This window comes from Streptomyces sp. NPDC091972, from assembly GCF_044756385.1.
Taxonomy (GTDB): Bacteria; Actinomycetota; Actinomycetes; order Streptomycetales; family Streptomycetaceae; genus Streptomyces.
This window is the reverse complement of the sequence record NZ_JBIVSV010000002.1, coordinates 227,070-252,179: the sequence shown is the minus strand read 5'-3', so window position 1 is coordinate 252,179 and position 25,110 is coordinate 227,070. Positions and strand designations below refer to the sequence as shown.

The following is a 25,110-nucleotide window of genomic DNA, read 5'->3' as shown; positions in this document are numbered from 1 at the left end:
CCCCTAAAGGCCAACAGCCCTCACGCAGCCGTCGCCTTGTCGTAGGCCTGGGTCTCCACCGGGATCTCCACCACCGGCAGTTGACGCCTGCCCGCGCCCAGTGCGACCGCTGTCATCGGTACGGCGATCAGCAGCAGACCCGCTGCCAGGACCGTGCCCATCGCCGGGAAGCCCGCCTGGGAGGCGAGGAGGCTGCCGGTGAGGGGGCCCGCTGCCGTGCCCAGGGAGGAGGCCGAGCCCACCAGGACCGCCCAGCGGCCGCGGGGGTCCAGGGAGGCGGCCAGGCCGATGACGTACGACAGGACGATCGGGTAGAGCGTGTTCCACGCGATCTCGCCGGTCGCGAAGGACGTCAGGTCGGTCGCGGAGGCGCTCAGCGTGATGCACGCGGCGATGAGGACCGTGCCGCCGCCGATGGGGAGCGCGCGGCCCAGCCGGGGGCCGAGGGCGCCCGCGCCGACGACGCCCAGCAGGCCCGCGCCCAGCGCGATCGCGAAGACCGCGCCGACCGTCGCCTCGGAGAGGTGGGCCTGGCTGAGGCCGATGCGGCCGCTGACGCCCCAGAGGGCGTTCTGGGCGAGGGACCAGCAGGGGAGGGTCGCGGCGAGGAGCAGGCCGGCCCGCGGGTGGGGCAGCGGGGCGCGGGTCTCCCGCTCCGGTGCGGGGGCGGTGCGCAGCGGGAGGCGGCTCGTCAGGGGCCAGACGGCCAGTGCGGTCAGGGCGATCGCGGCGAGCGGCTGGCCGTGGCCGGGGCCCAGGTGGGGGACGGTCAGGTAGACCGCGCCGGCGAGTGCGGACACGCCGAGCAGGCCGACCGTGGTGACGCGGTGCGGGTCGGGCTGGGCGGCGATGCCGGTGGCGGCCACCGCCGTCGCCGTACCGGAGCCGAAGCCGCCGATCAGGGCGCCCGCGACGACCGCCGGGACGGGGTGGGCGAGGGCGGCGCCGCCGTAGCCGAGGACGGCGAGAGCGAGGCCCACGCGGGCCAGGACGCGGGGGCCGGCACGGTCGACGCGGGAGGCGAGCAGGAAGCCCGCCGCGGCCGAACTCAGCAGCAGCGCGCTGCCGACGGCGCCGGCCTCGGTGGCGGTGAGAGCGAGCCCCGAGTCGAGGCGGCCGACGGTGGTCGGCAGGAGGTAGGGGGCGAGGTACCCGGCCGTGAAAAGGGCGATCAGGGGCCAGGGCAGGGTGGTGCGAGGGGCGGACACGGGCGTTCCCAGGGCATGCGGAAGAAGCGGCTCGAAAAGGGGGTTGGGCGCAAGCCGTCGACGGACAGGAACGCGCGAGGAATTTGTATCAAGCACGCGGTTGCGGAAGAAGAGCGGGATGCGTGATGTGGATCACGTTCTGTTTGGGATGTGCCAACCCGGGTAGAAGCGTCGCCCTCTAACGCCAACTGGGGGCGCCGCCCGCACCCGGTGCCGTCGCCTCGATCTTGCTCCTGATCTCGCGCATCACCGCGACGATCCGCTGTTCGTGATCCGGCGTCAGCCGGGCGACCGGGACCGAGCAGCTGACGGCGTCCTGGGCGGGCGAGTCGTAGTGCAGGGCGAAGCCGAAGCCGACGATCCCGAGGACGCCCTCCTCGCGGTCGATCGCGTAACCGCGGGCACGGACCTCGGCGAGATCGGCCACCAGCGAGTCGCGCGTGGTGTGGGAGTTCGGGGTGAGCGCCTCGTACGGCCCCTCGGGGAGCCGGTCGTCCGGCCGTTCGGCCAGCAGTGCCTTGCCCAGCGCGCCGACGTGCGCGGGCAGCCGGCGGCCCACCCGGCTGATGGTCCGCAGGTACTCGTGCGACTCACGCGTCGCCAGGTAGGCCACGTCCCGGCCGTCGAGCCGCCCCATGTGGATGGTCTCGCCCAGCGCCTGGGACGCCTCGTCGAGATACGGCCGGACGGCCCGGACGCGCGGGTCGGAGTCCAGATAGCTGGTGCCGGTGAGCAGGGCGTGGATGCCGATGCCGTAGAGCGAGCCGGTGACGTCGGTGCGCACCCAGCCGCGCGAGATCAGGGTCTGGAGCAGCGCGTACATCGAACTGCGCGGCACGCCCAGGGCGTCCGCGAGCTCCTGGAGCCGCGCCGGGCGGTCGCCGCGCGCGGCCAGCAGTTCGAGGAGCTCGACCGTGCGGGCCGCCGACTTGACCTCGCGGACACCGCCGGTCCCGGGGCGTCCGGCCCCTGTCTCTGACATGCACCGATCGTAATCGGCCCGGCGAACCCGGGACCGTCCCATTGACGGACGGGATTCGCCTACCTAATCTCCATCTGCATACGTAGATAACGTCTACATAGGGAGATGACGAGGGTGAGCCCCGACCCGGACACGGCCCGACGACTGCGGGACGGCATGGCACGCGGCGTGCTGTCGTTCCCGCTCACGAGCTTCCACGACGACGGCACCCTCGACCCGGACGGCTTCCGCGCGCACGTGGCCGCACAGCTCGGGCGGCAACCGGGCGCGCTCTTCCCGGCCTGCGGGACCGGCGAGTTCTTCTCGCTGGACGAGGACGAGTACCGGCAGGTCGTCACCATCGCGGTCGAGGAGGCAGGCGGCCGCGTGCCCGTCGTCGCCGGCACCGGCTACGGCTGGGCGCAGGCCGCCCGCTTCGCCCGGATCGCCGAGGAGGCGGGGGCGGACGCGCTGCTGGTCCTGCCGCACTACCTGGTCGCCGCCCCGCAGGACGGCCTGGTCGCGCAGCTCGGACAGATCGCGGCCCGCACCCGGCTCCCCCTCATCGCCTACCAGCGCGGCCAGGTCGCCTTCGGCCTCGACGCGTTCCGGCGGATCACCGGCATCCCCGGGGTCATCGGGCTCAAGGACGGGCACAGCGACCTCGACCGGCTCCAGCGCCTGACCCTCGCCGCACCCGAGGACTTCCTGTTCTTCAACGGCGCCTCCACCGCCGAGATCCAGGCCCGCGCCTACGCCGCCGTCGGCGTCCCCGCCTACTCCTCCGCCGTCCACGCCTTCGCCCCCGAGATCGCCGACGCCTTCTTCGACGCCCTGCGGGAAGGCCCCGAGGGCGACGGCACCGTGGAGAAGCTGCTGCGCGACTTCTACGTCCCGCTCGTCGAGCTCCGCGACCGCGTGCCCGGGTACGCCGTGTCCCTGGTGAAGGCGGCGGCACGGCTGCGAGGACGCCCGGTCGGGCCCGTCCGCGCGCCGCTCACCGAACCGTCGGACGCCGACCTGGCGGACCTCCGGCTGCTGCTGACCACCGGCCTCGACCTCGTAGGAGCCACCCTGTGAACCTCACGATCACCGACGTCCGGCTCACCCCGATCCTGGTCGCCGACCCGCCGCTGCTCAACACCCAGGGCGTGCACCAGCCGTACACACCCCGGCTGATCGTCGAGGTCGAGACCGCGGACGGGGTCGTCGGGGTCGGCGAGACCTACGGGGACACCAAGTACCTGGAACTGGCCCGGCCGTTCGCCGCGCGACTGGTCGGACGGCAGGCCTCGGATCTCAACGGGCTGTTCACCGTCGCCGATCAGGTCGCCGTCGACTCCTCCCGGGTCTCCGGGCAGGTCGACGTCGGCGGGCTGCGGGGCGTGCAGACCGCCGACAAGCTGCGGCTGTCCGTCGTCTCCGGGTTCGAGGTGGCCTGCCTCGACGCGCTGGGCAAGGCACTCGGGCTGCCGGTGCACGCCCTGCTCGGGGGCAAGGTCCGGGACGCGGTCGACTACAGCGCGTACCTCTTCTACAAGTGGGCCGCCCACCCCGAGGGCGTCGCCTGCGAGAAGGACGACTGGGGGGCGGCCCTCGATCCCGCGGGCGTGGTGGCGCAGGCCCGGCTGTTCACGGAGCGCCACGGCTTCACCTCCTTCAAGCTCAAGGGCGGCGTCTTCCCGCCGGACCAGGAGATCGCCGCGGTCCGCGCCCTCGCCGAGGCGTTCCCCGGGCACCCCCTGCGGCTCGACCCCAACGGCGCCTGGAGCGTGGCCACTTCGCTGAAGGTGGCCCGGGAGCTCGGCGACGTCCTGGAGTACCTGGAGGATCCCGCGCTGGGGACCGCGGCCATGGCGGAGGTGTCCGCCGGGACCGGCGTCCCGCTGGCCACCAACATGTGCGTGACGACCTTCGCGGAGATCAAGGAGGCGTTCGCCCGGGACGCCGTGCAGGTGGTGCTCTCGGACCACCACTACTGGGGCGGACTGCGCAACACCCAGCAACTCGCCGCGATCTGCCCGACCTTCGGGGTGGGCGTGTCCATGCACTCCAACACGCACCTCGGGATCTCACTGGCCGCGATGACACACGTGGCGGCCACCGTGCCGAACCTCCACCACGCCTGCGACTCGCACTACCCGTGGCAGTCGGAGGACGTGCTGACCGAGCGGCTGGTCTTCGAGGACGGCGCCGTGCGGGTCTCCGACGCACCCGGACTCGGTGTCGAACTCGACCGGGGCAAGGTGGACTTCCTGCACCGGCGGTGGCTGGAAGACGACGGGACGCTCCGGGACCGCGACGACGCCGCTGCGATGCGGGTCGCCGAGCCGGGATGGGTCACGCCCGCCGTGCCCCGCTGGTAGGCGGTGTTCCCGCGGACCGCGGGACCGGACTGCGACGGCCCGACCTGCCGGGCGGGTCGCGGGCGAGCGCCGACCCGATGTCGGCGGCGTGGTGCAGACTGGCCTGATCGGCACCACGTGCAGGGAGCTCACCGTGATCGCGTCCAACGGAAAGGGACCGTCGTACATCGGGGCAGCGGGGCAGTGCCAGGCCCGGGTCGACCCCCTGGCCGCCGTGCGCGCACCCGACGACCCGCCCTGGGACGTCTACCTCACCGGCACCGTCTTCCTCGACATCGTCTTCACCGGGCTCGGCTCCGCCCCGGTGCGCGGCACCGAGTCCTGGGCCCGCGGGATGGGGTCGAGCCCCGGCGGGGTGGCCAACATGGCGACCGCCCTGGCCCGGCTCGGACTGCGCACCTCGCTGGCCGCGGCCTTCGGTGACGACCACTACGGCGAGTACTGCTGGGACACCCTGGAGCAGGGCGAGGGCATCGACCTCTCCCCGTCGCGCCGGGTCCCCGGCTGGCACTCCCCGGTCACCGTGTCGATGGCGTACGAGGGCGAGCGCACCATGGTCTCCCACGGCCACGAACCGCCCCCCGAGGAGCCCGCCCCTGACTGTCCCCCACGCGCGCGTGCGGCCGTGGCCTCCCTGGAGCCGGGCAAGCGCGCCCCCTGGATCGCCCAGGCGGCCGCCAAGGGCACCCGCATCTTCGCCGACGTCGGCTGGGACGAGACCGGCGCCTGGGACCTGGCGGGCCTCGCCGACCTCGAACACTGCGAGGCCTTCCTGCCCAACGCGGAGGAGGCGATGCGCTACACCGGCGCCTCCTGCCCCCGCGAGGCCGCCCACGCCCTCACCGAGCACGTGCCGCTCGCCGTGGTCACCCTCGGCGCGGAAGGCGCCTACGCCGTGGACCGGCGCACCGGGGAGGCCGCCGAGGTCCCCGCCATCGAGGTCGAGGCGCTCGACCCGACCGGCGCCGGGGACGTCTTCGTGGCCGGCTTCGTCACCGGCACCCTCGCGGGCTGGCCGCTGGCCGACCGGCTGGCCTTCGCCGGGCTGACCGCCGCCCTCTCCGTCCAGGAGTTCGGCGGCTCCCTCTCCGCGCCGGGCTGGTCCGAGATCGGCGCCTGGTGGCGCAAGGTCCACTCGGTCGCCTCGCAGGACCCGACCGCGCTGCGGCGGTACGCCTTCCTGGCGGACCTGGTCCCGGAGGAGACGGCCCCAGGCTGGCCCCTGCGACGGGCGGTGCCGACGATCGGCTTCGGCAGGTCGACCTGACCTCAGCGGTCCGCGGCCCGCTCCAGGACCGCCAGCACCTGCTCCCGGACCACCTCGCCGGCCTCCGCGGGCAGCGCCCCGACCGCCGTGCCGCGCAGGGCGTCGAGCACACCGTCCGCGCCCGTGTCGCAGGGCACGCTCCCGGTCAGGAAGTCGTAGCCGTCACGGACGGCGACACGCAGCACGGGGCGCTCGCCGCCGTGCACGGCCGTGGCGACGACCAGGGGCGGCGGGCCGCCGGGTGCCTCGGCCACCTTGCGGTAGCCGCTCACCAGCGGGTCGTCCCAGTGCAGGCTGACCAGCAGCGGCTTCTTGGCGACCAGTTCGCCGAGGTCGGTCTCGAACGGCCCCTCCGCCGCCAGCACCCGGGCGCGGGCGCCGAGCACGAGGGCCGCGGGCAGCAGACAGCGCAGGGTGCTGCCGACGACGTTCCCGCCGACCGTGGCGGTGCGGCGCACGGCCCCGGTGCCGATGCCCGCCGCGGCCCGGCGCAGCACCTCCGGCACCCGTTCGTCGATCCGGTGCAGCAGGACCGCCGCCCCGACCTCCCCGGGGCCCAGGACGTTCGCCTCCGGCACCTCGCGCAGCGACACGGCCTGCTCGGGGAAGCCGTCGCGTTGCCACGCGGCCCACACGAGTGTGGCGCCACCGACGGGTATCGCCCCGTCGGACAGGCACTCCTGTGCCTCGGGCAGGGAGGTGGGCAGACGCAACAGCACGGGTTTCCTGCTTTCTCCGTACGGGCTCCGGGGCCACCACCGCCGTCGAGGTCTTCGAACACACGTGGTAGCGAGCGCATTCTCCCCGGGGCACCGGGGGAGCATGCAGGGCTCACCGCTGCATCGAGGGCGCCCTGATCGCCGAAAAGCCCTACGGCGTTGTCAGTGCACCGTCGTACCCTTGAATCCGCGAGGCCGCCTCCACAGGTGCGGCCGTGACGAGGAGGAACCGCAGGCGTTGAGCGCCGGCCCATGACTCAGACACCCACAGGTCACAGCCCCGCGCAGGGGCAGGCGAGAGCACAGTTCACCGTCCCCGCCCAGCACCCCATGGTCTCGGTCCTGGGGTCCGGCGACTCGCTCCTGCGCGTGATCGAGAAGGCCTTCCCGGCGGCCGACATCCATGTCCGGGGCAACGAGATCAGCGCGACCGGCGCGGCGGCGGACGTCGCCCTCGTCCAGCGCCTGTTCGACGAGATGATGCTGGTGCTCCGCACCGGACAGCCGATGACGGAGGACGCAGTGGAACGCTCGATCGCCATGCTGCGCGCGAGCGAGAACGGGACGAGCGACGGCCAGGAGACCCCGGCCGAGGTGCTCACACAGAACATCCTGTCCTCGCGCGGCCGCACCATCCGCCCCAAGACCCTCAACCAGAAGCGGTACGTCGACGCGATCGACAAGCACACGATCGTCTTCGGCATCGGCCCCGCCGGTACCGGCAAGACCTACCTCGCCATGGCCAAGGCGGTGCAGGCCCTCCAGTCCAAGCAGGTCAACCGCATCATCCTGACCCGCCCCGCGGTGGAGGCGGGCGAGCGGCTCGGCTTCCTGCCGGGCACGCTCTACGAGAAGATCGACCCGTACCTGCGCCCGCTGTACGACGCCCTGCACGACATGCTGGACCCGGACTCGATCCCGAGGCTGATGGCGGCCGGGACGATCGAGGTCGCGCCGCTGGCGTACATGCGTGGACGCACCCTCAATGACGCCTTCATCATCCTCGACGAGGCCCAGAACACCTCTCCCGAGCAGATGAAGATGTTCCTCACCCGGCTCGGCTTCGACTCGAAGATCGTGATCACGGGTGACGTGACGCAGGTCGACCTGCCGAACGGCACCAAGTCCGGGCTGCGGCAGGTGCAGGACATCCTGGAGGGTGTGGAGGACGTGCACTTCTCCCGCCTGTCGTCCCAGGACGTCGTACGGCACAAGCTGGTCGGCCGTATCGTCGACGCGTACGAGAAGTACGACACCGAGAACGGTACGGAGAACGGCACCCACAAGGGCGGCCGGAACAAGCGGAAGTAGACAAGCCAGCACCATGTCGATCGACGTCAACAACGAGTCCGGAACCGAGGTCGACGAGCAGGCGATCCTCGACATCGCCCGCTACGCCCTCGCGCGGATGCGCATCCACCCGCTCTCCGAGCTCTCGGTGATCGTCGTGGACGCCGACGCCATGGAGCAGTTGCACATCCAGTGGATGGACCTGCCGGGGCCCACCGACGTCATGTCGTTCCCGATGGACGAGCTCAGGCCGCCCAGCAAGGACGACGACGAGCCCCCGCAGGGCCTCCTCGGCGACATCGTGCTGTGTCCCGAGGTCGCCAAGAAGCAGGGTGAGGAGGCCGAGACGCAGCACTCCATGGACGAGGAGCTCCAGCTCCTCACCGTCCACGGCGTGCTGCACCTGCTCGGCTACGACCACGAGGAGCCGGACGAGAAGGCCGAGATGTTCGGCCTCCAGGCGGCCATCGTGGACGGATGGCGGCAGGAGAAGGGGCTCACCGGTCCGTCCCCCGCGCCGACCGTCTCATGAGCCTGCCCCTCGTCTCCGGCGCGATCGCCCTGGTCGTCGTCGCCTGGCTCGCCGCCTGCGCGGAGGCGGGCCTCGCGCGCGTCTCCAGCTTCCGCGCCGAGGAAGCCGTACGGAACGGCCGGCGGGGCAGCGCCAAGCTCGCGCAGATCGCCGCCGACCCGACCCGCTATCTCAACGTGGCGCTGCTGGTGCGCGTGGCCTGCGAGATGGCGGCCGCCGCCCTGGTCACCTACGCCTGCCTCCAGGAGTTCCCGGGCACCACCCGTGCCCTGCTGGTCGCGATCGGCGTCATGGTGCTGGTGTCGTACGTGGCCGTGGGGGTGTCCCCGCGCACCATCGGGCGCCAGCACCCGCTCAACACGGCGACCGCGGCCGCGTACGTCCTGCTCCCGCTGGCCCGGATCATGGGCCCGATCCCGTCGTTGCTGATCCTCATCGGCAACGCCCTCACCCCGGGCAAGGGCTTCCGCCGGGGCCCGTTCGCCTCCGAGGCCGAGCTGCGCGCGCTGGTCGACCTCGCCGAGAAGGAGTCCCTGATCGAGGACGAGGAGCGCCGCATGGTGCACTCGGTCTTCGAACTGGGCGACACGCTGGTGCGGGAGGTCATGGTGCCGCGCACCGACCTCGTCGTCATCGAGCGCTACAAGACGATCCGGCAGGCGCTGACCCTCGCGCTGCGCTCCGGCTTCTCGCGCATCCCCGTGTCCGGGGAGAGCGAGGACGACATCGTGGGGATCGTGTACCTGAAGGACCTGGTCCGCAAGACCCACATCAGCCGGGACGCCGAGAGCGAGCTGGTGTCCACGGCCATGCGGCCCGCGGTCTTCGTGCCCGACACCAAGAACGCCGGCGACCTGCTGCGCGAGATGCAGCAGGACCGCAACCACGTCGCCGTGGCCATCGACGAGTACGGCGGCACCGCGGGCATCGTCACCATCGAGGACATCCTCGAGGAGATCGTCGGCGAGATCACCGACGAGTACGACCGCGAACTGCCGCCGGTGGAGGACCTCGGCGAGGACCGCCACCGGGTCACCGCCCGCCTCGACATCACCGACCTCGGCGAGCTGTACGGGCTCGACGAGTACGACGACGAGGACGTGGAGACCGTCGGGGGGCTGCTGGCGAAGGCGCTGGGCCGGGTGCCCATCGCCGGGGCGTCGGCGGTCGTCGAGCTCCCGGACGGGCGCGAGCTGCGTCTGACCGCGGAGGCCGCCGCCGGGCGCCGGAACAAGATCGTGACGGTTCTGGTGGAGCCGGTGGCCGCCCTCGAACCCGTCGTGGAGGAGAAGGAGTCCGAGTGACACCCCAGGAGCTGCGCGCCCTCTGTCTCTCCTTCAACGCCGTGGTGGAGGACTTCCCCTTCAACCCCGAGACCTCGGTCTTCAAGGTGCTGGGCAAGCTCTTCGCCCTGACAAACCTGGACGCGCGGCCCCTGACCGTCAACCTCAAGTGCGACCCCGAGGACGCGGTCCGGCTGCGCGCCGACCATCCCGGGCTGATCGTCCCCGGGTACCACATGAACAAGCGCCACTGGAACACGGTCACCGTCGACGGCGAGCTCCCCGACCGCATGGTCCGGGAGCTCGTCGAGGACTCGTACGACCTGGTGGTGGCCGGTCTGCCCCGCGCGGAACGGCTCCGGCTCGACCGGGCGTGAACCGACGCAGGATGGCGGCTTGCAGCGCTCGCCAAGGCCCCGGAATCGCGGCAGAATGGGTAGTTCGGCGGTTCCTCGACAGGCCCCACTCCGTGTAGGCCGACCAAGCGCACTCGGAGTGGAACCCGTTCTTACGGCGACCGCTTCTCGTGACCCCGGCTCTCGTCAGCCGGGGTCATGTTCTGTCACACGTGGCGGATTACCTCTTCGACGATCTGGTGGATCAGGACGATGAGGGTTATCCACGGGATGGCTGTCGCCACCCTTTCATGCCATGTGCTGCGGCGCCCCTCCGGCTCTGTGGCCATGGGGCCGTTCCTCCTTCTCAGTGGTTCCACACCCGTTGTGGATACCGCGGCGATCCACAGACGTTGGTGTCAGGGAGGGAGGCACCGGATTGCGGTCGAGCCTGCGTCAACATGCACTTCGCGTGGTTAACCTCCCGGCAGGAGACAAGAGTTGACGGCCCGACAGGCCGACAGTGCGCCTTGCAGCCAGCGTAGCCCGCGTAGAGCCGGGTGAACAGTCCCAATCTGCTTGACGGCATGACGGTGCGTCCGATCCGGGACTCAGCCATCAGCTATATAGCATCCCGAGAGATCTCGCGCTGCGGAATCAGCCTTCACCTGGGATGATCAGCATGGCGCATCGAGTGAGCCATCGGTTGGAGAAGTGTCGATGAGTAACCATCTAATCTGCTATGTTGCAACCCGAATGGTCCATTTGGGGGTAGGGTGATCATGAGTGCGCCCAGTGCGGCACTCCAGCGGCTGCGACTTCGTACGGAACTCCGCAAGGCGCGGACCAGGGCCGGCCTGACTCAGCGTCAGGTGGCGGCGAAGATGGAGTGGAGCTCGTCCAAGCTGATCCGGATCGAGGCGGGCGAGGTCGGGATCTCGGTCAACGACCTCCGGCCGTTGCTCGCCGCCTACGGCATCACCGAGTCCCGCAGAGTGGAGCCCCTTCTCGACCTGGCCCGAAACAGCCGGAAGATGCCGTTCTCTGAGTACCGGGATCTCTTCGGCAAGGAGTTCCTGCAGTACCTGGCTTTCGAGTCGTCGGCGTCGATCATTCGGCAGTTCAACTCCCTCCAGCTTCCCGGCCTGTTGCAGACGGAGGAGTACGGCCGCGCCATCATGCGGTCCTATGACAGCAGTGCGGCGGAGGAGACCCTCGACCGGTACGTCGAGGCGAGGCTGCTGCGCCAGGAGCTCTTGATGTCCGACGAGGGCTCTCAGCTTTTCTTCATCCTCGACGAGTCGGTGATCCGCCGGCAGGTGGGTGGCCGTGGAGTCATGCGCGCCCAACTGGAGCGGCTGGCGGAGCTGGCCGTGCGCCCGCGGATCAACATCCTCATCCTGCCGTTCAGTGCCGGAGCGCATGCAGGTATGCAAGGCCCCTTCACGCACTTCGAGTTCGAGGCCGACGAGATGCCGGACTCCATGTATGTGGAGAACCCCCGAGGCGACTCCTACACCAGCAGTGATCCCGAGGAGACCGGGCGCTATCTGGAGCGGTTCTGGGATTTGGAGGATCTGTGCATCAAGGACGGTGTGCCTGATCTGCTGCGTCGGGTGGCGGAGCGGCTGGAGGAGGGCAGTGACGACTTGGTGGTGCTGCTGAATCAGGCCGACAGTACACAGAATCAGTAACTCCGTTTTCTCCTACGGATGTTGGCGGAAACGTCTCATACTTATTTGTATGTGCCGCCGTTATTCTGGAAGAGGTGCTGCGTGTCCACACCCAGGTTGGAGGGACAGCGTGGGTGGCTCATGGTCGTGGCGCAAGAGCAAGGCGAGCGGATCCGGCGGTCAAGAATGCGTCGAGGTCGCCTGGACCGGTGAGTCAGTTCTCGTACGTGACTCCAATGCCCGACGGGGCCCGGTCCTCGCCTTCACTCCCGCCGCCTGGCAGCACTTCTTGCACAGCATGGTGCCTTCTCCGCATGAGCCTGAGGCCCGCCCCTGAGACCAGGAGGCGGGCCTGTCGCTGTGAACGGTCGGTCAGGCGCGGCGGATCCTCCGGCCCGGACTCACCAGCACCGCCGGCAGGGCTAGGGTCACGTGGACGCCGGAGGTGACCGTGATGCCGTACGAGATGATCGCGTCCAGGTGGCACATGCCGGCCAGGGAGACGGCGGTTGTGGCGAGCCGCACGGAGCAGTTCCCGGTGCACAGACCCAGCAGGGCGGCGATCAGGGTGCCCTGGCGAGCGAGCCGACCAGGCTGCGGCGGGGGTCGTAGCGGCTGATGACCCTGGGGGCGTAGGTGCCGGCCCACGCCACCGTGCGCCGGAGCAGCATGGGCGGCGACACCAGGGGCTGTGCGGTGCGGGACTCGACCTTGACGAAGGTGGCGCGCAGCAGCAGGCCCGCGATGAGGGTGATGACGACGTGCGACCGGCCGAAGCCGTGGTCGGCGGCCGTCGGCAGGGCGTAGGTCAGGGCGAGCAGTCCGCCGGTAGCCGTGACCGCGCCGGGCATGTCCAGGCGGGGGGGCGGTCCGGGTACGGGACTCCGGGAGCAGGTCGGGGCGAGCGGCAACACGATCAGGGCGAACAGGGAGAGTTGGGCCAATCGTGGAGCGCCGGTCGAGAGCATCCGTGAGGGTGCCGCCGGTCACCATGCCGATTGTGAAGCCGAGCGAGAGCAGGGTGCCGGAGGTGTCCAGGGCGCGGTCGTGGGCCGGGCCCTCCGGAAAGGTCGTGGTCAGCAGGGACATGCCGGTCGGCACGATGGCCGCCGCGCCGAGCCCTCGGAGCGCGCGTCCGGCGAGGAAGGAGGCGGCCGAGCTGGAGTGGCCGGCGTCGCCGGAGGGGTGGTGCGGGGCGAAGTACCCCGTTGCGGGGTGATGCGGGGCCCGGTTCGTATGCTCCTGTCATGACCGACAACAGTGCGCTTGACCCCGAGGACCGCAAGATCGTCACGCTGGCCCGTTCGGCGCGGGCCCGTAACGGGGTGCCCGAGGGGGCGGCCGTGCGGGACGAGACCGGGCGGACCTATGTGGCGGGGACCGTGGAGCTGGCGTCCCTGAAGCTGAGCGCGTTGCAGACGGCGGTGGCCATGGCGGTGGCGTCCGGGGCGAGGTCCCTGGAGGCGGCGGCCGTGGTGACGGAGGCGGAATCGGCCTCCGAGGAGGACCGGGCGGCCGTGCGGGACCTCGGTGGGCCGCAGACGCCGGTGCTGGTGGCGGGGGTCGACGGCAGTGTGCGCAGCACCGTGACCGCCGGCTGATACCCCAGGTAACGCTTGGCCGGAATTCCGGCTTGCCGTTCCTCGTCCCTCACGCATCAATGGAACCGGAAGTTCCGACGGACCGTCAGATTCCGGCGCGCGGCGTCCCGCACCACGCCCCGTGCGGGCCGGCCGTCCGCCGGGACGCACCCCCCGTCCATTCCCAAGGCCCTCGCGCCGCCCGCCTCAGAGCGCGTCCGGCCCGCGCTCACCCGTCCGTACCCGTACGACCGTCTCCACCGGCATGGCCCAGACCTTGCCGTCGCCGATCTTGCCGGTGTGGGCGGCCTTGACGATCGCGTCGATGACCGTGTCCGTGTCGGCGTCGTCGACGACGACCTCGATGCGGACCTTGGGCACCAGGTCGACCTGGTACTCGGCGCCCCGGTACACCTCGGTGTGGCCGCGCTGCCGGCCGTAGCCGCTGGCCTCGGTCACGGTCAGGCCGTGCACGCCGATCTCCTGGAGCGCGGTCTTGACCTCGTCGAGGCGGTACGGCTTGACGATCGCGGTGATGAGCTTCATGCCTGGGTCTTGACCTTCTGGGCGGAGGGGACGGCGGACGCGCTGACCGGGGCACCGTGGCCCAGGACGCCGTGATCGTATGCCGTCTCGGCGTGCACCGTAAGGTCCAGGCCGGTGTGCTCGTGCTCCTCGTCGGCCCGGAAGCCCATCACCTTGTCGATCAGCTTCCCGATGCCGTACGTCACGGCGAAGGCGTACGCCCCCACGGCGACCACCGCCACCGACTGCTTGCCGAGCTGGGCGAGTCCGCCGCCGTACAGCAGACCCTCGGCGCCCCCGGTCATCGCCTTCTCCGCGAAGACGCCGATCAGCAGGGTGCCGATGATCCCGCCGACCAGGTGCACCCCGACGACGTCGAGCGAGTCGTCGTAGTTCAGCTTGAACTTCCAGCCCACCGCGTAGGAGCAGACGACACCGGCGGCGAGACCGACGACGAGCGCGCCGAGGAGGGAGACCGAGCCGCAGGACGGGGTGATCGCGACCAGGCCCGCGACCGCGCCGGACGCGGCGCCGAGAGTGGTCGGGTGGCCGTCGCGCTTCTGCTCGACGAAGAGCCAGCCGAGCAGACCGGTGCAGCCCGCGGCCAGGGTGTTGAGGAACGCGGCCGCCGCGAGGCCGTTGGCGCCGAGGGCCGAGCCCGCGTTGAAGCCGAACCAGCCGAACCAGAGCAGGCCCGCGCCCAGGACGACCATCGGCAGGTTGTGCGGGCGCATGGCGTCCTTCTTGAAGCCCAGACGCGGCCCGAGGACCAGGGCGAGCGCGAGACCGGAGGCGCCGGAGGTGATCTCGACCGGCAGGCCGCCCGCGAAGTCGAGCGCGCCGAGCCTGTCCAGGACCCAGCCGCCCGGGCCCCACACCCAGTGGGCGACGGGAACGTATACGAGCATTGCCCAGACCGGCACGAACACCAGCCAGGCCGCGAACTTCGCCCGGTCCGCGATCGCGCCGCTGATCAGCGCCGCCGTGATGATCGCGAAGGTGAGCTGGAAGGTGGCGAACAGGAGGGTGGGGACGGTGCCCTGGACGCTGTCGGGGCGCAGGCCGGCCATGCCGGCGTGGTCGAGGCCGCCGATCAGTCCGCCGCCGATGTCGTCGCCGAAGGCCAGGGAGTAGCCGGCCGCCAGCCACACCACCGTCACCAGGGCGATCGACACGAAGCTCATCATCAGCATGTTGAGGACGCTCTTCGTGCGGACCATGCCGCCGTAGAAGAGGGCGAGCCCCGGGGTCATCAGCAGGACGAGGGCGGTGGCGGCGAGCAGCCAGGCGGTGTCACCGGTGTCGATCTCTGCGGCGTGCGCGGCGGCGAGGGTCACGGTCGTCTCCAACGGTGTCGGGGCTCGTCAGAGGGTCACCGGCCCGCGTTTCCGGCCGAGTACGCCGGTGTTTCCGCGATGTTTCGTTGCGTGGAGGTTTCTGGGAGCTCACCGGAACGCGGGCACTCGGGCGCCTGTGCGGCGGGGCTCCGTGGATCAGGGAGAATGGGGCGCATGAGCGTTCGCAGTCAGTCATCCGAGCCGCCGGCGTCGTCGCAGGCCCCCCACCGCGCCGGCTTCGCCTGCTTCGTGGGCCGCCCCAACGCGGGCAAGTCCACCCTCACGAACGCTCTGGTCGGCCAGAAGGTGGCGATCACCGCGAACCAGCCGCAGACCACGCGGCACACGGTGCGGGGGATCGTGCACCGGGAGGACGCCCAGCTCATCCTGGTCGACACCCCCGGCCTCCACAAGCCGCGCACGCTGCTGGGAGAGCGGCTGAACGACGTGGTGCGCACCACCTGGGCCGAGGTCGACGTGATCGGGTTCTGCCTCCCGGCGAACGAGAAGCTCGGCCCCGGTGACCGGTTCATCGCCAAGGAGCTCGCGGGGATCAAGAAGTCCCCGAAGGTCGCGATCATCACGAAGACGGACCTGGTCGACTCCAAGACGCTGGCGGAGCAGTTGATCGCCGTCGACCAGCTCGGCAAGGAGCTGGGCATCGAGTGGGCGGAGATCGTCCCGGTGTCGGCGACCGCGAACAAGCAGGTGGACCTGCTGGCGGACCTGCTGATCCCGATGCTCCCGGAGGGGCCGCCGCTCTATCCCGAGGGCGATCTCACGGACGAGCCCGAGCAGGTCATGATCGCCGAGCTGATCCGCGAGGCCGCCCTCGAAGGCGTCCGCGACGAACTTCCGCACTCCATCGCGGTGGTCGTCGAGGAGATGCTGCCCCGCGAGGACCGCCCCGCCGACAAGCCCCTCCTCGACATCCACGCCTTCGTCTACATCGAGCGCCCCAGCCAGAAGGGCATCATCATCGGCCCCAAGGGCAAGCGCCTGAAGGAGGTCGGCATCAAGAGCCGCAAGCAGATCGAGGCGCTCCTGGGCACACCGGTCTTCCTGGACCTGCACGTGAAGGTGGCGAAGGACTGGCAGAGGGATCCCCGGCAGCTGCGGAAGCTGGGGTTCTAGGGGGCCGTCTGCTGCGGGGACAGGTCCTGCAGTCCGACGACCCGCAGGAGTTGCAGGCGTTCGTACGCCTCCGTCCCCGGGCGGGCCGTGTGCACGACCAGGAGGTGGTGGTGCTCGTGGCTGACCATGACCTCGCAGTCGAGTTCCAGCAGGCCCACCACGGGGTGCACGAAGCGTTTCGTCGCCTTGTCGCGCTGGGTCACCTCGTGTTCGTCCCACAGGCGCGCGAACTCCTCGCTGGCCGCCCGTAGTTCGGCGACCAGGGCGTTCGGTGCCGGGTCGTCGGGGCGGGCCGCGGTCACCGCGCGCAGGGTGGCCACCTGGGTGCGCGCGTGGTCCGCGAGGTCCTCCTCGGGGAAGAGCTCGCGCGCGCTCGGGTCGAGGAAGAAGCGGCGGGTCAGGTTGCGCTCCCGCCGCGGACGCGACATCGCGTCGCCGACCAGCGCCTTCGCCATCGCGTTCTGCGCCAGCACCTCGCCGTGGTCGTTGACCACCTGCGCCGGGGTGTCGTGCAGCCGGTCCAGGATCAGCAGCAGCCCCGGGCGGACGTGCGCCGACGCCGTCTCGCGGCGCGGGGGCTCCTCGCCCACCAGGTGGAACAGATGGTCCTGCTCCACGTCCGTCAGGCGCAGCGCACGGGCCAGCGCCGTCAGCATCTGACGGGACGGCCGCGGGCCCCGGGACTGTTCCAGGCGCGTGTAGTAGTCCACCGACATCCCCGCGAGCTGGGCCACCTCCTCGCGGCGCAGCCCGGGCGTGCGGCGCCGGGCGCCCGGTGTCAGGCCCACGTCGGACGGGTTCAGCCGGGCGCGGCCGCGGCGCAGGAAGTCGGCGAGTTCGGCTCGGTTCACCCCTCCAGCGTGCGGCACCCCGTCCGGCTTATCCAGGGACTGTCGATCCCCTGATCAAGAGGTCTCTCCCGGGGTCCGCTCGGCCGTCCCACGCTGAACGGGACGAGAGGAGCAGGACATGCTGACGTTGGTGACAGGTGTGACGGGACAGGTCGGCCGGCGCTTCGTGCCGAGGCTGCTGGCGCAGTCCCGGCCGGGCGAGCGGGTGCGGGTCCTGGTACGGGACGCCTCGCGCGGCGAGACCTTCGCGGAGCTCGGTGCCGAGGTCGTCGTGGGGGATCTGCGGGACACCGAGGCGCTCGGCAAGGCCGTCGCCGGGGCGGACGCGGTCGTGAACGTGGCCGCGGCCTTCAGGGGAGTGCCGGACGAGGAGGCGCGGGCCGTCAACCGGGACGCGGCCGTGGAGCTGGGCCGTGCCGCGGCGGCCTCCGGGGTCCAAAGGTTCGTGCAGGTCAGCACCGGCCTTGTGTACGGCACCGGGCGGGGGCGACCGGTGACCGAGGACGACGAGTCCCGGCCGGGCGGGGGCATGTGGGGTGCCTACCCGGAGTCGAAGGCGGAGGCCGAGCGGCAGTTGCTCGCGCTGGAAGGGCTCGATGTGCGGGTCGGGCGGCTTCCCTTCGTGTACGGCGAAGGCGATCCGCATCTCGCGCAGTCACTGATGTGGGCGAAGAACTGGGCGTCGACCCAGCGGCTGCACATGGGTCACCACGCGGATGTGGCCCAGGGGCTGCTGCGGATCCTGTACGCGCCGGGGATCTCGGGGCGGGTCTACAACATCGCCGACGACGCCCCGGTGACGGCGGTGGAGTTGCACCAGCTCAACGGGGCCGAGATCCCGGAGGAGTTGTACGAGCGGGTCGACCCGGATCCGTGGCTGGTGATCATGTCCACGGAGCGGATTCGCAGGGAGCTGGGGTATCGGCCGGTTTATCCGTCTGTTTACGCGGCGCGGGAGGCGGGAGCGTTGTGAGCTGCGGGTCCGTCGTGGCTTGTCGCGCAGTTCCCCGGCGCCCCTGAGCAGGTCTACTCGACGCTTCTTATGCGGCCCACCAGGACCGCTCCCGCCAAGCCCAGCGCCGCCGCCACGCCGTACAGCACCCGGTATCCCCCCAGGTGCGTGACGATCGGTGCCGCCAGGGCGGGGGCGGCCACCTGGGGGAGGGCGTTGGCGATGTTGACGACGCCCAGGTCCTTGCCCCGGTCCGTCGCGCTGGGCAGGACGTCCGTCATCAACGCGAAGTCGACCGACATGAACACCCCGAGCCCGACCCCCAGCAGGGCCGCCACGACGATCGCGCCCGGCCAGGTCTGCCACCCGGCGAGCAGGGCCGTGGCCACCGCCATCAGCACGCCCGACCAGCGCACGAACGGCTTGCGCCGGCCCACGCGGTCGGACCGGATGCCGCCCACCACCACCGTGGCCAGCAGGGCCACGCTGTCCACAGCGGTGAGGATCAGGACCCCCTGTTCGGGGTCCTCGTGGTGCAGGCGGTCGCGCAGGTAGTAGAGGAGGTAGAGGATCACCAGCGCGTTGCTGAGGTTGATCAGGAAGCGGGTCAGCCAGGCCCACGCGAAGTCCGGGTGGCGGCGCGGACTGAGCCAGAAGCCGCGCGCGAACGACCGCCAGGACCAGGCGGGCCGGTCCGCGGGCCCCAGCCGGAGGTCCCGGTGGCGGAGCACGTACGGCAGGACGCCCGCCAGCGTGAACACCGCGCACGCCGCATAGCCCGCCGTGATCCCGCCCGCCGCGGTCACAAGTCCCGTCCCGACGACCGCGCCGAGGATCTGCGCCGCCCCGATCCAGCCGCCCACCGTGCCCCGCTGGAGCCGGGGCACCCGGTCCGGGACGGCCGCCGTGACCGCCGCGAAGGCCGCGTTCAGGGTGAGCTGGACCAGGCACCAGCCGAGCGTCATGAGCCACAGGCCGTCCGCGCCCGCGAGCACCAGCAGCGACAGGGCGCCGCCCGCCGCACCCGCCACGATCCACGGGCTGCGGCGGCCCCAGCGGGCCGTGGTGCGGTCCGAGAGCGCGCCGAAGAACGGGTTCGCCGCCAGGGACACCACCGCGCCCACCCCGGTCACCCAGGCCAGCAGGGTCTCCTTGGACATGCCGGTGCCGGGCGCGAAGTCCTCCGCCTGCCGGGCCAGCAGGATCTGGAGCGGGCCGTACCAGCCCACCCAGATCGCCACGTTGGCGAGCGACAGGGACGCCGTCCAGCCCCTGCCGACCCGGTCGACGGGTTCGGCCGGAGCCGTGCTCACCTCTGGGCCCTGAGCAGCTCCCGGTACCAGGCGTACGACGCCTTCGGGGTCCTCGTGAGCGTCTCGAAGTCGACGTGCACCAGCCCGAACCTGCGGGCGTACCCCTCCGCCCACTCGAAGTTGTCCATCAGCGACCACACGAAGTACCCGCGCACGTCCACGCCCGCCTCGACCGCGCGGTGCAGGGCGCGGACGTGGCCGTCCAGGTAGGCGATCCGGTCCTGGTCGTCGATGCCCTCGTAGGAGCAGCCGTTCTCGGTGATGACGACGGGCGGGAGCCGGTCGCCGTAGCGTTCGTGCATGCCGGTGAGGAGTTCGGTCAGGGCCTCCGGGACCACCGGCCAGCCGAAGTCCGTCACCGGGACGTTCTCGATCTCCCGCACGGAGAAGGGGAGTTCGGCGGGGATGGTGAGGCCGCCGAACTCGATGTCCGCGCCCTGCGGGGCGCCCACGCGGGTCGGGGCGTAGTAGTTGACGCCGTAGAAGTCGAGCGGCTCGGAGATGACCTCGAGGTCGGCGGCCACGTCGCCCGGCATCAGGTCGCCCAGCCCCGAGGGGTACTCGCCCAGCAGCAGGGGGTCGGCGAACAGCCGGTTCAGGAGCAGGTCGTAGAAGTCGGCCGCCTCCAGGTCCGGTTGCTCCTGGGAGGCCGGCCAGGTCGGGCCGTGGGAGTTGGCGATCCCGATGTCCGTGGCACCGGCCGCGCGCAGGGCCTGTACGGCCAGCCCGTGGCCCAGGAGCTGGTGGTGGGCGGCGGGCAGCGCGTCGAACATGAGCTGCTCGCCGGGCGCGTGGGCGCCGAGCGCGTGACCGAACAGGGTGTGCTCGGCGGGCTCGTTGAGGGTGATCCACTTCTCGACGCGGTCGCCGAGCCGGCCGGCGACCAGCCCGGCGTGCTCGGCGAACCGGGAGGCGGTGTCCCGCTCCAGCCAGCCGCCCTTCTCCTGGTGTGCCACCGGCAGGTCCCAGTGGAAGAGGGTCGGGACCGGACGGACGCCCGCCGCGACCAGTTCGTCCACGAGACGGTCGTAGAAGTCGAGGCCCTTGCCCTGGTCGAAGAGGACCCGGGGCCAGGAGACCGAGAAGCGGTACGCGTCCACGCCCAGGCCGGCCAGCAGGGCCACGTCCTCGCGGTAGCGGTGGACGTGGTCGCAGGCCACCTCGGCCGTGGAGCCGTCCTTCACCCGCCCCGGCTCGGTCGTGAAGGTGTCCCACACGGACCGCTCGCGCTGGTCCGACGCGCCCTCGATCTGATGGGCCGAGGTCGAGACGCCCCAGTGGAAGCCGGCCGGGAACCGCGGGATCGGATGCTCTTCAGTCGCCATGCGCCGGATCATCCGTACCGGCGGGTAGGGAAGTCAACGGGCAGGCGGGAACGAGGAGTTACGCGCCCTCTTTGAGTACCTTCGAGATCAGCTCGCGCTGCTCCTCCGTCAGCCGGGGATCGGCCGCGTAGACCGTCCGGCCGTCCACGGTGATCTCGTAGCTGAAACCGTCCGGGACCCCGATCGGCGGGGTGCCCCGGCCGGCGGCGACCGCCTTCTCGGCCAGGGCCCGCCACGCGTGGGCATCGGGCCGCCCGGAGGTGTCGACCTCCTTGTGCCGCTCGATGCCCGCGAACCCGCCCGTGCGCCTCACCTGAATACGCATGGGTCCCTGTCTAGTACGGACTCACAGGATCCGCACCCCCACCTGCTCCCAGGCCTTCGACACGGCCTGGAACTCCTCGCCGCCGTCGCCGAAGCGCTCGCGGGCCGCCTTGACGGTGAGCCCCGCGAAGTCGTTGAACAGGGCACGCTCGCTCAGCTCGCCGCCGGTCAGCACGTCGTACCAGATCTGGCCCGCGCGCTCCCAGGCGTGGCCGCCCAGGGCGGTCGCGGCCAGGTAGAACGCGTGGTTGGGGATGCCGGAGTTGATGTGCACACCGCCGTTGTCACGGCCGGTGCGGACGTAGCCGTCCATGGTCGCCGGCTGCGGGTCCTTGCCGAGCACGTCGTCGTCGTAGGCGCTGCCGGGCTCCTTCATCGAGCGCAGCGCCTTGCCGGAGACGCTGGGCGCGAGCAGGCCCGCGCCGATCAGCCAGTCGGCCTCGGCGGCGGTCTGGCCGAGCGTGTACTGCTTGATGAGCGAGCCGAAGACGTCGGACATCGACTCGTTGAGGGCGCCCGGCTGGCCGTAGTAGGTGAGGTTCGCCGTGTACTGCGTGACGCCGTGGGTGAGTTCGTGGCCGATGACGTCGATCGGGATGGTGAAGTCGAGGAAGATCTCGCCGTCGCCGTCGCCGAACACCATCTGCTCGCCGTTCCAGAAGGCGTTGTTGTAGCCCTCGTCGAAGTGGACGGTGGCGTCGAGCGGGAGGCCGTCGCCGTCGATCGAGTGGCGCGCGTAGGCCCTCAGATAGAGGTCGAAGGTGGCGCCGAGACCGGCGTAGGCGCGGTTGACGGTGGCGTCCCGGCCGGGCTCGGAGCCCTCGGCGCGGACCTTGGTGCCGGGCAGGTCGCTCCGGTGCCCGGCGTCGTAGACCGTGCGCAGCGGCTGGTCCGACGGCGCCTTCGCCGGCGGCGCCGGGGCGAGGGAGAACTCGGTGGTCACCCGTCGTTTGCCGCGCAGCTCGCTGTCGCGGACCAGGGTGCGCCGGGCGGGGCCGGACAGGGCGGGGTCCTCGTTGCGGGCCAGCTTGTCGAGGACGTGGGGTGGTACGACCGTGCAGAAGACGGGCTGGAAGCCCCCGTTTGTCGTCATGTCGGGCACCCTGGCACTGCGTTACGCGCTTGTCACCAGCTGCAACCATGATTGGTGAAATGTAGGGATACGGAGGCCCATGGCCGGTAGCTCTGTGCTACCAGGTGGCTGTCGGTCCCGCATACTGATACGGAACCGCCCATCCGGATCGGCTCGGCTAGAGTGGCTCGCATCATGCGTTTCGGGCTGCTTCTTCTTAGCTGCCGCGGCGAGGGCCTGTAGTCCAGGTCGACTCCCTCCCCGCGGAGCTTCGCGTTGCGTGTCGGCCGTCCTTTCCGGACATCCTGAGGAGCCCCGCAATCATGGCGAACCGCCAGCAGCCCAGTTCCATGCCGATCCACAAGTACGGCCGGTACGAGCAGGTCGACATCCCGGACCGCACCTGGCCGGACAAGCGGATCACCGTCGCCCCCCGCTGGCTCTCCACCGACCTGCGTGACGGCAACCAGGCCCTGATCGACCCGATGTCGCCCGAGCGCAAGCGCCGGATGTTCGATCAGCTGGTCAAGATGGGCTACAAGGAGATCGAGGTCGGTTTCCCGGCGTCCGGCCAGACGGACTTCGACTTCGTGCGGTCGATCATCGAGGAGCCGGGCGCGATCCCGGACGACGTGACGATCTCCGTACTGACCCAGGCCCGCGAGGACCTGATCGAGCGGACCGTCGAGTCGCTGAAGGGCGCCAAGCGGGCCACCGTCCACCTGTACAACGCCACCGCGCCCGTCTTCCGCCGCGTGGTGTTCCGCGGCTCCAAGGACGACATCAAGCAGATCGCCGTCGACGGCACCCGCCTGGTCATGGAGTACGCGGAGAAGCTGCTGGGCCCCGAGACCGAGTTCGGCTACCAGTACAGCCCGGAGATCTTCACCGACACCGAGCTGGACTTCGCGCTGGAGGTCTGCGAGGCGGTGATGGACGTCTACCAGCCGGGTCCGGACCGCGAGATCATCCTCAACCTGCCCGCCACGGTGGAGCGTTCGACCCCCTCCACGCACGCGGACCGCTTCGAGTGGATGCACCGCAACCTCTCCCGCCGCGAGTACGTGTGCATCTCGGTCCACCCGCACAACGACCGCGGCACCGCCGTCGCCGCCGCCGAGCTGGCGCTGATGGCCGGCGCCGACCGCGTCGAGGGCTGTCTGTTCGGGCAGGGCGAGCGCACCGGCAACGTCGACCTGGTCACCCTGGGCATGAACCTGTTCTCGCAGGGCGTCGACCCGCAGATCGACTTCTCCGACATCGACGAGATCCGTCGTACGTGGGAGTACTGCAACCAGATGGAGGTCCACCCGCGCCACCCGTACGTGGGCGACCTGGTCTACACGTCCTTCTCCGGCTCCCACCAGGACGCCATCAAGAAGGGCTTCGACGCGATGGAGGCCGACGCGGCCGCCAAGGGCGTCACGGTCGACGACATCGAGTGGGCGGTCCCGTACCTGCCGATCGACCCCAAGGACGTGGGCCGCTCCTACGAGGCCGTCATCCGCGTCAACTCCCAGTCCGGCAAGGGCGGTGTCGCGTACGTCCTGAAGAACGACCACAAGCTGGACCTGCCGCGCCGGATGCAGATCGAGTTCTCCAAGCTCATCCAGGCCAAGACGGACGCCGAGGGCGGCGAGGTCACCGGCTCGGACATCTGGGCGGTCTTCCAGGACGAGTACCTGCCGAACCCCGAGAACCCGTGGGGCCGCATCCAGGTCAAGAACGGCCAGTCGACGACCGACACCGACGGCGTGGACACGCTGAAGGTGGAGGCCACGGTCGACGGCGTCGACACCGTCCTGACCGGCTCCGGCAACGGCCCGATCTCCGCCTTCTTCGACGCGCTGGCGAAGGTGGGCATCGACGCCCGGCTGCTGGACTACCAGGAGCACACGATGAGCGAGGGCGCCTCCGCGCAGGCCGCCTCCTACATCGAGTGCGCGATCGACGGCAAGGTCCTGTGGGGAATCGGCATCGACGCGAACACGACGCGTGCGTCGCTGAAGGCGGTCGTCTCGGCCGTCAACCGAGCCGCTCGATAATCCCCCTGACCGGCGGTTTCGGGGCCTTGGTCGCTGTATACGGCGATCAAGGCCCCGTCGTTTATCGGCCATCGGTACGTGGAGGTCACGAGCAGGTCTCGTCGGGGGTGCTGACTCCGGCTCGCTGATGTGGCTAACATCACGCAAGCGCGGCGATGTTGCCGCGCAGTCACGTGGAGGTGCGACGTGCTGCCAGGACGGGGACGAAACAGCCGTGCTGCCGGGCCTGCGCGCCTCCTGGGCACCCGCGTCGCCTGGACCACCGTCGGCGACGGCGAGTTCTTCTGCCCCGGATGCGGGGGCGACCGCAACTTCCAGCGTCTGACCGGCCGTCGGCGCGTGGTCTTCCTGGGCGTTCCGGTCCTGCCGCGCGGCGACACCGGCCCGGTGGTGGAGTGCGCGGCCTGCCGGCGCCACTTCGGCACGGACGTCCTCGACCACCCCACCACGACCCGCTTCTCGGCGATGCTCCGCGACGCCGTCCACACGGTCGCCCTCGCGGTCCTGGCGGCCGGCGGCACCTGCTCGCGCACCTCCCTGGAGACCGCGGCCGCCGCCGTGCGCGCGGCGGGCTTCGACGACTGCACGGAGGACCAGCTCGAAACCCTGGTCGAGGCCCTCGCCGAGGACACCGGCCGGGTCCACGACCGCCCCTGCGGAGCCGGCCTCGCCATAGAGCTCCACGAGGCCCTCGACCCGCTCGCCCCCCACCTCGCCCCGGCGGGCCGCGAGTCGATCCTCCTCCAGGCGGCCCGGATCGCCCTCGCGGACGGCCCGTACACCCCGGCGGAGCGGGACGCCCTGACCACGGTGGGCGCGGCCCTGACGATCTGCGCGGACGACGTCACCAGGCTGCTGGCGGCGGCCCGGACCCCGTCCTGATACTCCCCGGGGAGTAGTCCGCGGCCCGGCACACCCGCGGCAGTAACCCGCAACTCGCCCTCCCGTCCGACGAACAGCGGCCCTCGCGCCGGAAGTCTGGAACCGACCCAGACGTCCGACCGGAGGGAGGCCCGTC

General features: G+C 71.0%; 25 protein-coding genes and 1 pseudogene. 14 read left to right on the top strand and 12 right to left on the bottom strand.

The window, feature by feature from the left end; translation table 11 throughout:
• Window positions 1-20: 20 nt before the first annotated feature.
• Window positions 21-1,208 carry an MFS transporter gene (locus ACIQJT_RS06445; RefSeq protein ID WP_365450462.1) on the bottom strand — a complete coding sequence of 396 codons (1,188 nt, stop codon included), beginning with the start codon at window positions 1,206-1,208 and terminating at the stop codon, window positions 21-23.
• 178 nt (window positions 1,209-1,386) lie between these two features.
• Window positions 1,387-2,190, bottom strand: a complete 804-nt coding sequence (locus tag ACIQJT_RS06440; RefSeq protein ID WP_402640397.1) for an IclR family transcriptional regulator — start codon at window positions 2,188-2,190, stop codon at window positions 1,387-1,389.
• Between the two features lie 105 nt (window positions 2,191-2,295).
• Here ACIQJT_RS06440 and ACIQJT_RS06435 point away from each other — a divergent pair, with 105 nt between their 5' ends.
• The 3 genes from ACIQJT_RS06435 (at window position 2,296) to ACIQJT_RS06425 (ending at window position 5,802) form a co-directional block, all read left to right on the top strand.
• Window positions 2,296-3,249 carry a 5-dehydro-4-deoxyglucarate dehydratase gene (locus ACIQJT_RS06435; protein ID WP_402640394.1) on the top strand — a complete coding sequence of 318 codons (954 nt, stop codon included), beginning with the start codon at window positions 2,296-2,298 and terminating at the stop codon, window positions 3,247-3,249.
• Window positions 3,246-4,535: a glucarate dehydratase family protein gene (locus tag ACIQJT_RS06430; protein ID WP_402640392.1), complete on the top strand. Its 1,290-nt coding sequence runs from the start codon at window positions 3,246-3,248 to the stop codon at window positions 4,533-4,535. Before ACIQJT_RS06435 ends, ACIQJT_RS06430 begins: the two co-directional genes overlap by 4 nt.
• 133 nt (window positions 4,536-4,668) lie before the next feature.
• Complete coding sequence (locus ACIQJT_RS06425; protein ID WP_402640389.1) at window positions 4,669-5,802, top strand: carbohydrate kinase family protein; 1,134 nt, start codon at window positions 4,669-4,671, stop codon at window positions 5,800-5,802.
• A 2-nt stretch (window positions 5,803-5,804) separates the two neighbouring features.
• Here the strand turns inward: ACIQJT_RS06425 and ACIQJT_RS06420 are convergent, their stop codons facing one another.
• Window positions 5,805-6,521, bottom strand: coding sequence for an FAD binding domain-containing protein (locus tag ACIQJT_RS06420; RefSeq protein WP_402640386.1), 717 nt, complete (start codon window positions 6,519-6,521; stop codon window positions 5,805-5,807).
• 252 nt (window positions 6,522-6,773) lie between these two features.
• Between ACIQJT_RS06420 and ACIQJT_RS06415 the strand changes: the two genes are divergently transcribed.
• From ACIQJT_RS06415 to ACIQJT_RS06400, 4 genes are read left to right on the top strand one after another with little or no spacing between them, the layout of a single operon-like run.
• Window positions 6,774-7,832 carry a PhoH family protein gene (locus tag ACIQJT_RS06415; protein ID WP_078959977.1) on the top strand — a complete coding sequence of 353 codons (1,059 nt, stop codon included), beginning with the start codon at window positions 6,774-6,776 and terminating at the stop codon, window positions 7,830-7,832.
• A 13-nt stretch (window positions 7,833-7,845) separates the two neighbouring features.
• Window positions 7,846-8,343, top strand: a complete 498-nt coding sequence (ybeY, locus tag ACIQJT_RS06410) for an rRNA maturation RNase YbeY (protein ID WP_053849756.1) — start codon at window positions 7,846-7,848, stop codon at window positions 8,341-8,343.
• Complete coding sequence (locus ACIQJT_RS06405) at window positions 8,340-9,647, top strand: hemolysin family protein (protein ID WP_365450473.1); 1,308 nt, start codon at window positions 8,340-8,342, stop codon at window positions 9,645-9,647. The genes ybeY and ACIQJT_RS06405 overlap by 4 nt, the downstream gene beginning before the upstream one ends.
• Window positions 9,644-10,003, top strand: coding sequence for an MmcQ/YjbR family DNA-binding protein (locus tag ACIQJT_RS06400; protein ID WP_365450475.1), 360 nt, complete (start codon window positions 9,644-9,646; stop codon window positions 10,001-10,003). Before ACIQJT_RS06405 ends, ACIQJT_RS06400 begins: the two co-directional genes overlap by 4 nt.
• 185 nt (window positions 10,004-10,188) lie before the next feature.
• Here ACIQJT_RS06400 and ACIQJT_RS06395 read toward each other — a convergent pair whose 3' ends face one another.
• Entirely contained in the window at window positions 10,189-10,311 is a 123-nt protein-coding gene (locus ACIQJT_RS06395; RefSeq protein WP_365450477.1) for a hypothetical protein, read from the bottom strand.
• Window positions 10,312-10,743: 432 nt separating this feature from the next.
• On the opposite strand from ACIQJT_RS06395, the gene ACIQJT_RS06390 reads away from it, so the two are divergent.
• Both ACIQJT_RS06390 and ACIQJT_RS06385 read left to right on the top strand, forming a co-directional pair.
• Window positions 10,744-11,655, top strand: coding sequence for a helix-turn-helix domain-containing protein (locus tag ACIQJT_RS06390; RefSeq protein WP_402640381.1), 912 nt, complete (start codon window positions 10,744-10,746; stop codon window positions 11,653-11,655).
• A gap of 49 nt (window positions 11,656-11,704) precedes the next feature.
• Window positions 11,705-11,971, top strand: a complete 267-nt coding sequence (locus tag ACIQJT_RS06385) for a DUF397 domain-containing protein (protein ID WP_402640379.1) — start codon at window positions 11,705-11,707, stop codon at window positions 11,969-11,971.
• Between the two features lie 98 nt (window positions 11,972-12,069).
• On the opposite strand, the pseudogene ACIQJT_RS06380 reads toward ACIQJT_RS06385, so the two are convergent.
• Window positions 12,070-12,786: pseudogene (locus ACIQJT_RS06380) on the bottom strand (MFS transporter); the annotation flags it as partial.
• 95 nt (window positions 12,787-12,881) lie between these two features.
• On the opposite strand from ACIQJT_RS06380, the gene ACIQJT_RS06375 reads away from it, so the two are divergent.
• Window positions 12,882-13,235, top strand: a complete 354-nt coding sequence (locus ACIQJT_RS06375) for a cytidine deaminase (protein ID WP_402640376.1) — start codon at window positions 12,882-12,884, stop codon at window positions 13,233-13,235.
• 186 nt (window positions 13,236-13,421) lie between these two features.
• Here the strand turns inward: ACIQJT_RS06375 and ACIQJT_RS06370 are convergent, their stop codons facing one another.
• Both ACIQJT_RS06370 and ACIQJT_RS06365 read right to left on the bottom strand, forming a co-directional pair.
• Window positions 13,422-13,760: a P-II family nitrogen regulator gene (locus tag ACIQJT_RS06370; protein WP_402640373.1), complete on the bottom strand. Its 339-nt coding sequence runs from the start codon at window positions 13,758-13,760 to the stop codon at window positions 13,422-13,424.
• Window positions 13,757-15,076, bottom strand: coding sequence for an ammonium transporter (locus ACIQJT_RS06365; RefSeq protein WP_402640371.1), 1,320 nt, complete (start codon window positions 15,074-15,076; stop codon window positions 13,757-13,759). The genes ACIQJT_RS06370 and ACIQJT_RS06365 overlap by 4 nt, the downstream gene beginning before the upstream one ends.
• Window positions 15,077-15,241: 165 nt before the next feature.
• Here ACIQJT_RS06365 and era point away from each other — a divergent pair, with 165 nt between their 5' ends.
• Window positions 15,242-16,210, top strand: a complete 969-nt coding sequence (gene era / locus ACIQJT_RS06360) for a GTPase Era (protein WP_365450489.1) — start codon at window positions 15,242-15,244, stop codon at window positions 16,208-16,210.
• On the opposite strand, the gene ACIQJT_RS06355 is transcribed toward era, so the two are convergent.
• On the bottom strand, window positions 16,207-17,061 hold the full coding sequence (locus ACIQJT_RS06355; RefSeq protein WP_365450491.1) for a helix-turn-helix transcriptional regulator: 855 nt from the start codon (window positions 17,059-17,061) through the stop codon (window positions 16,207-16,209). The genes era and ACIQJT_RS06355 overlap by 4 nt on opposite strands.
• A 118-nt stretch (window positions 17,062-17,179) precedes the next feature.
• Between ACIQJT_RS06355 and ACIQJT_RS06350 the strand changes: the two genes are divergently transcribed.
• A complete protein-coding gene (locus tag ACIQJT_RS06350; RefSeq protein ID WP_365450494.1) occupies window positions 17,180-18,034 on the top strand; it encodes an NAD(P)-dependent oxidoreductase in 855 nt (284 codons plus the stop codon).
• Window positions 18,035-18,087: 53 nt separating this feature from the next.
• On the opposite strand, the gene ACIQJT_RS06345 is transcribed toward ACIQJT_RS06350, so the two are convergent.
• From ACIQJT_RS06345 to ACIQJT_RS06330, 4 genes are read right to left on the bottom strand one after another with little or no spacing between them, the layout of a single operon-like run.
• Window positions 18,088-19,326: an MFS transporter gene (locus ACIQJT_RS06345; protein WP_402640368.1), complete on the bottom strand. Its 1,239-nt coding sequence runs from the start codon at window positions 19,324-19,326 to the stop codon at window positions 18,088-18,090.
• Entirely contained in the window at window positions 19,323-20,651 is a 1,329-nt protein-coding gene (locus tag ACIQJT_RS06340; protein ID WP_402640365.1) for a GH1 family beta-glucosidase, read from the bottom strand. The genes ACIQJT_RS06345 and ACIQJT_RS06340 overlap by 4 nt, the downstream gene beginning before the upstream one ends.
• Window positions 20,652-20,709: 58 nt before the next feature.
• Window positions 20,710-20,976 carry a protealysin inhibitor emfourin gene (locus tag ACIQJT_RS06335; RefSeq protein ID WP_365450501.1) on the bottom strand — a complete coding sequence of 89 codons (267 nt, stop codon included), beginning with the start codon at window positions 20,974-20,976 and terminating at the stop codon, window positions 20,710-20,712.
• 21 nt (window positions 20,977-20,997) lie between these two features.
• Window positions 20,998-22,068: a M4 family metallopeptidase gene (locus ACIQJT_RS06330; RefSeq protein ID WP_402640361.1), complete on the bottom strand. Its 1,071-nt coding sequence runs from the start codon at window positions 22,066-22,068 to the stop codon at window positions 20,998-21,000.
• Window positions 22,069-22,370: 302 nt separating this feature from the next.
• On the opposite strand from ACIQJT_RS06330, the gene leuA reads away from it, so the two are divergent.
• Window positions 22,371-24,092, top strand: a complete 1,722-nt coding sequence (leuA, locus tag ACIQJT_RS06325; RefSeq protein ID WP_365450507.1) for a 2-isopropylmalate synthase — start codon at window positions 22,371-22,373, stop codon at window positions 24,090-24,092.
• Window positions 24,093-24,278: 186 nt separating this feature from the next.
• On the top strand, window positions 24,279-24,974 hold the full coding sequence (locus ACIQJT_RS06320) for a TerB family tellurite resistance protein (protein ID WP_402640359.1): 696 nt from the start codon (window positions 24,279-24,281) through the stop codon (window positions 24,972-24,974).
• Window positions 24,975-25,110 lie beyond the last annotated feature (136 nt).

What these genes read in the sequence shown, in the direction of transcription:
- era (WP_365450489.1), top strand. Translation starts at nt 15,242, where the DNA reads ATGGGGCGCATGAGCGTTCGCAGTCAGTCATCCGAGCCGCCGGCGTCG.
- ACIQJT_RS06390 (WP_402640381.1), top strand. Translation starts at nt 10,744, where the DNA reads ATGAGTGCGCCCAGTGCGGCACTCCAGCGGCTGCGACTTCGTACGGAA.
- ACIQJT_RS06330 (WP_402640361.1), bottom strand. Translation starts at nt 22,068, where the DNA reads ATGACGACAAACGGGGGCTTCCAGCCCGTCTTCTGCACGGTCGTACCA.
- ACIQJT_RS06435 (WP_402640394.1), top strand. Translation starts at nt 2,296, where the DNA reads ATGACGAGGGTGAGCCCCGACCCGGACACGGCCCGACGACTGCGGGAC.
- ACIQJT_RS06415 (WP_078959977.1), top strand. Translation starts at nt 6,774, where the DNA reads ATGACTCAGACACCCACAGGTCACAGCCCCGCGCAGGGGCAGGCGAGA.
- ACIQJT_RS06385 (WP_402640379.1), top strand. Translation starts at nt 11,705, where the DNA reads ATGTGCCGCCGTTATTCTGGAAGAGGTGCTGCGTGTCCACACCCAGGT.
- ACIQJT_RS06405 (WP_365450473.1), top strand. Translation starts at nt 8,340, where the DNA reads ATGAGCCTGCCCCTCGTCTCCGGCGCGATCGCCCTGGTCGTCGTCGCC.
- ybeY (WP_053849756.1), top strand. Translation starts at nt 7,846, where the DNA reads ATGTCGATCGACGTCAACAACGAGTCCGGAACCGAGGTCGACGAGCAG.
- ACIQJT_RS06440 (WP_402640397.1), bottom strand. Translation starts at nt 2,190, where the DNA reads ATGTCAGAGACAGGGGCCGGACGCCCCGGGACCGGCGGTGTCCGCGAG.
- ACIQJT_RS06370 (WP_402640373.1), bottom strand. Translation starts at nt 13,760, where the DNA reads ATGAAGCTCATCACCGCGATCGTCAAGCCGTACCGCCTCGACGAGGTC.
- ACIQJT_RS06335 (WP_365450501.1), bottom strand. Translation starts at nt 20,976, where the DNA reads ATGCGTATTCAGGTGAGGCGCACGGGCGGGTTCGCGGGCATCGAGCGG.
- leuA (WP_365450507.1), top strand. Translation starts at nt 22,371, where the DNA reads ATGGCGAACCGCCAGCAGCCCAGTTCCATGCCGATCCACAAGTACGGC.
- ACIQJT_RS06340 (WP_402640365.1), bottom strand. Translation starts at nt 20,651, where the DNA reads ATGGCGACTGAAGAGCATCCGATCCCGCGGTTCCCGGCCGGCTTCCAC.
- ACIQJT_RS06395 (WP_365450477.1), bottom strand. Translation starts at nt 10,311, where the DNA reads ATGGCCACAGAGCCGGAGGGGCGCCGCAGCACATGGCATGAAAGGGTG.
- ACIQJT_RS06350 (WP_365450494.1), top strand. Translation starts at nt 17,180, where the DNA reads ATGCTGACGTTGGTGACAGGTGTGACGGGACAGGTCGGCCGGCGCTTC.
- ACIQJT_RS06375 (WP_402640376.1), top strand. Translation starts at nt 12,882, where the DNA reads ATGACCGACAACAGTGCGCTTGACCCCGAGGACCGCAAGATCGTCACG.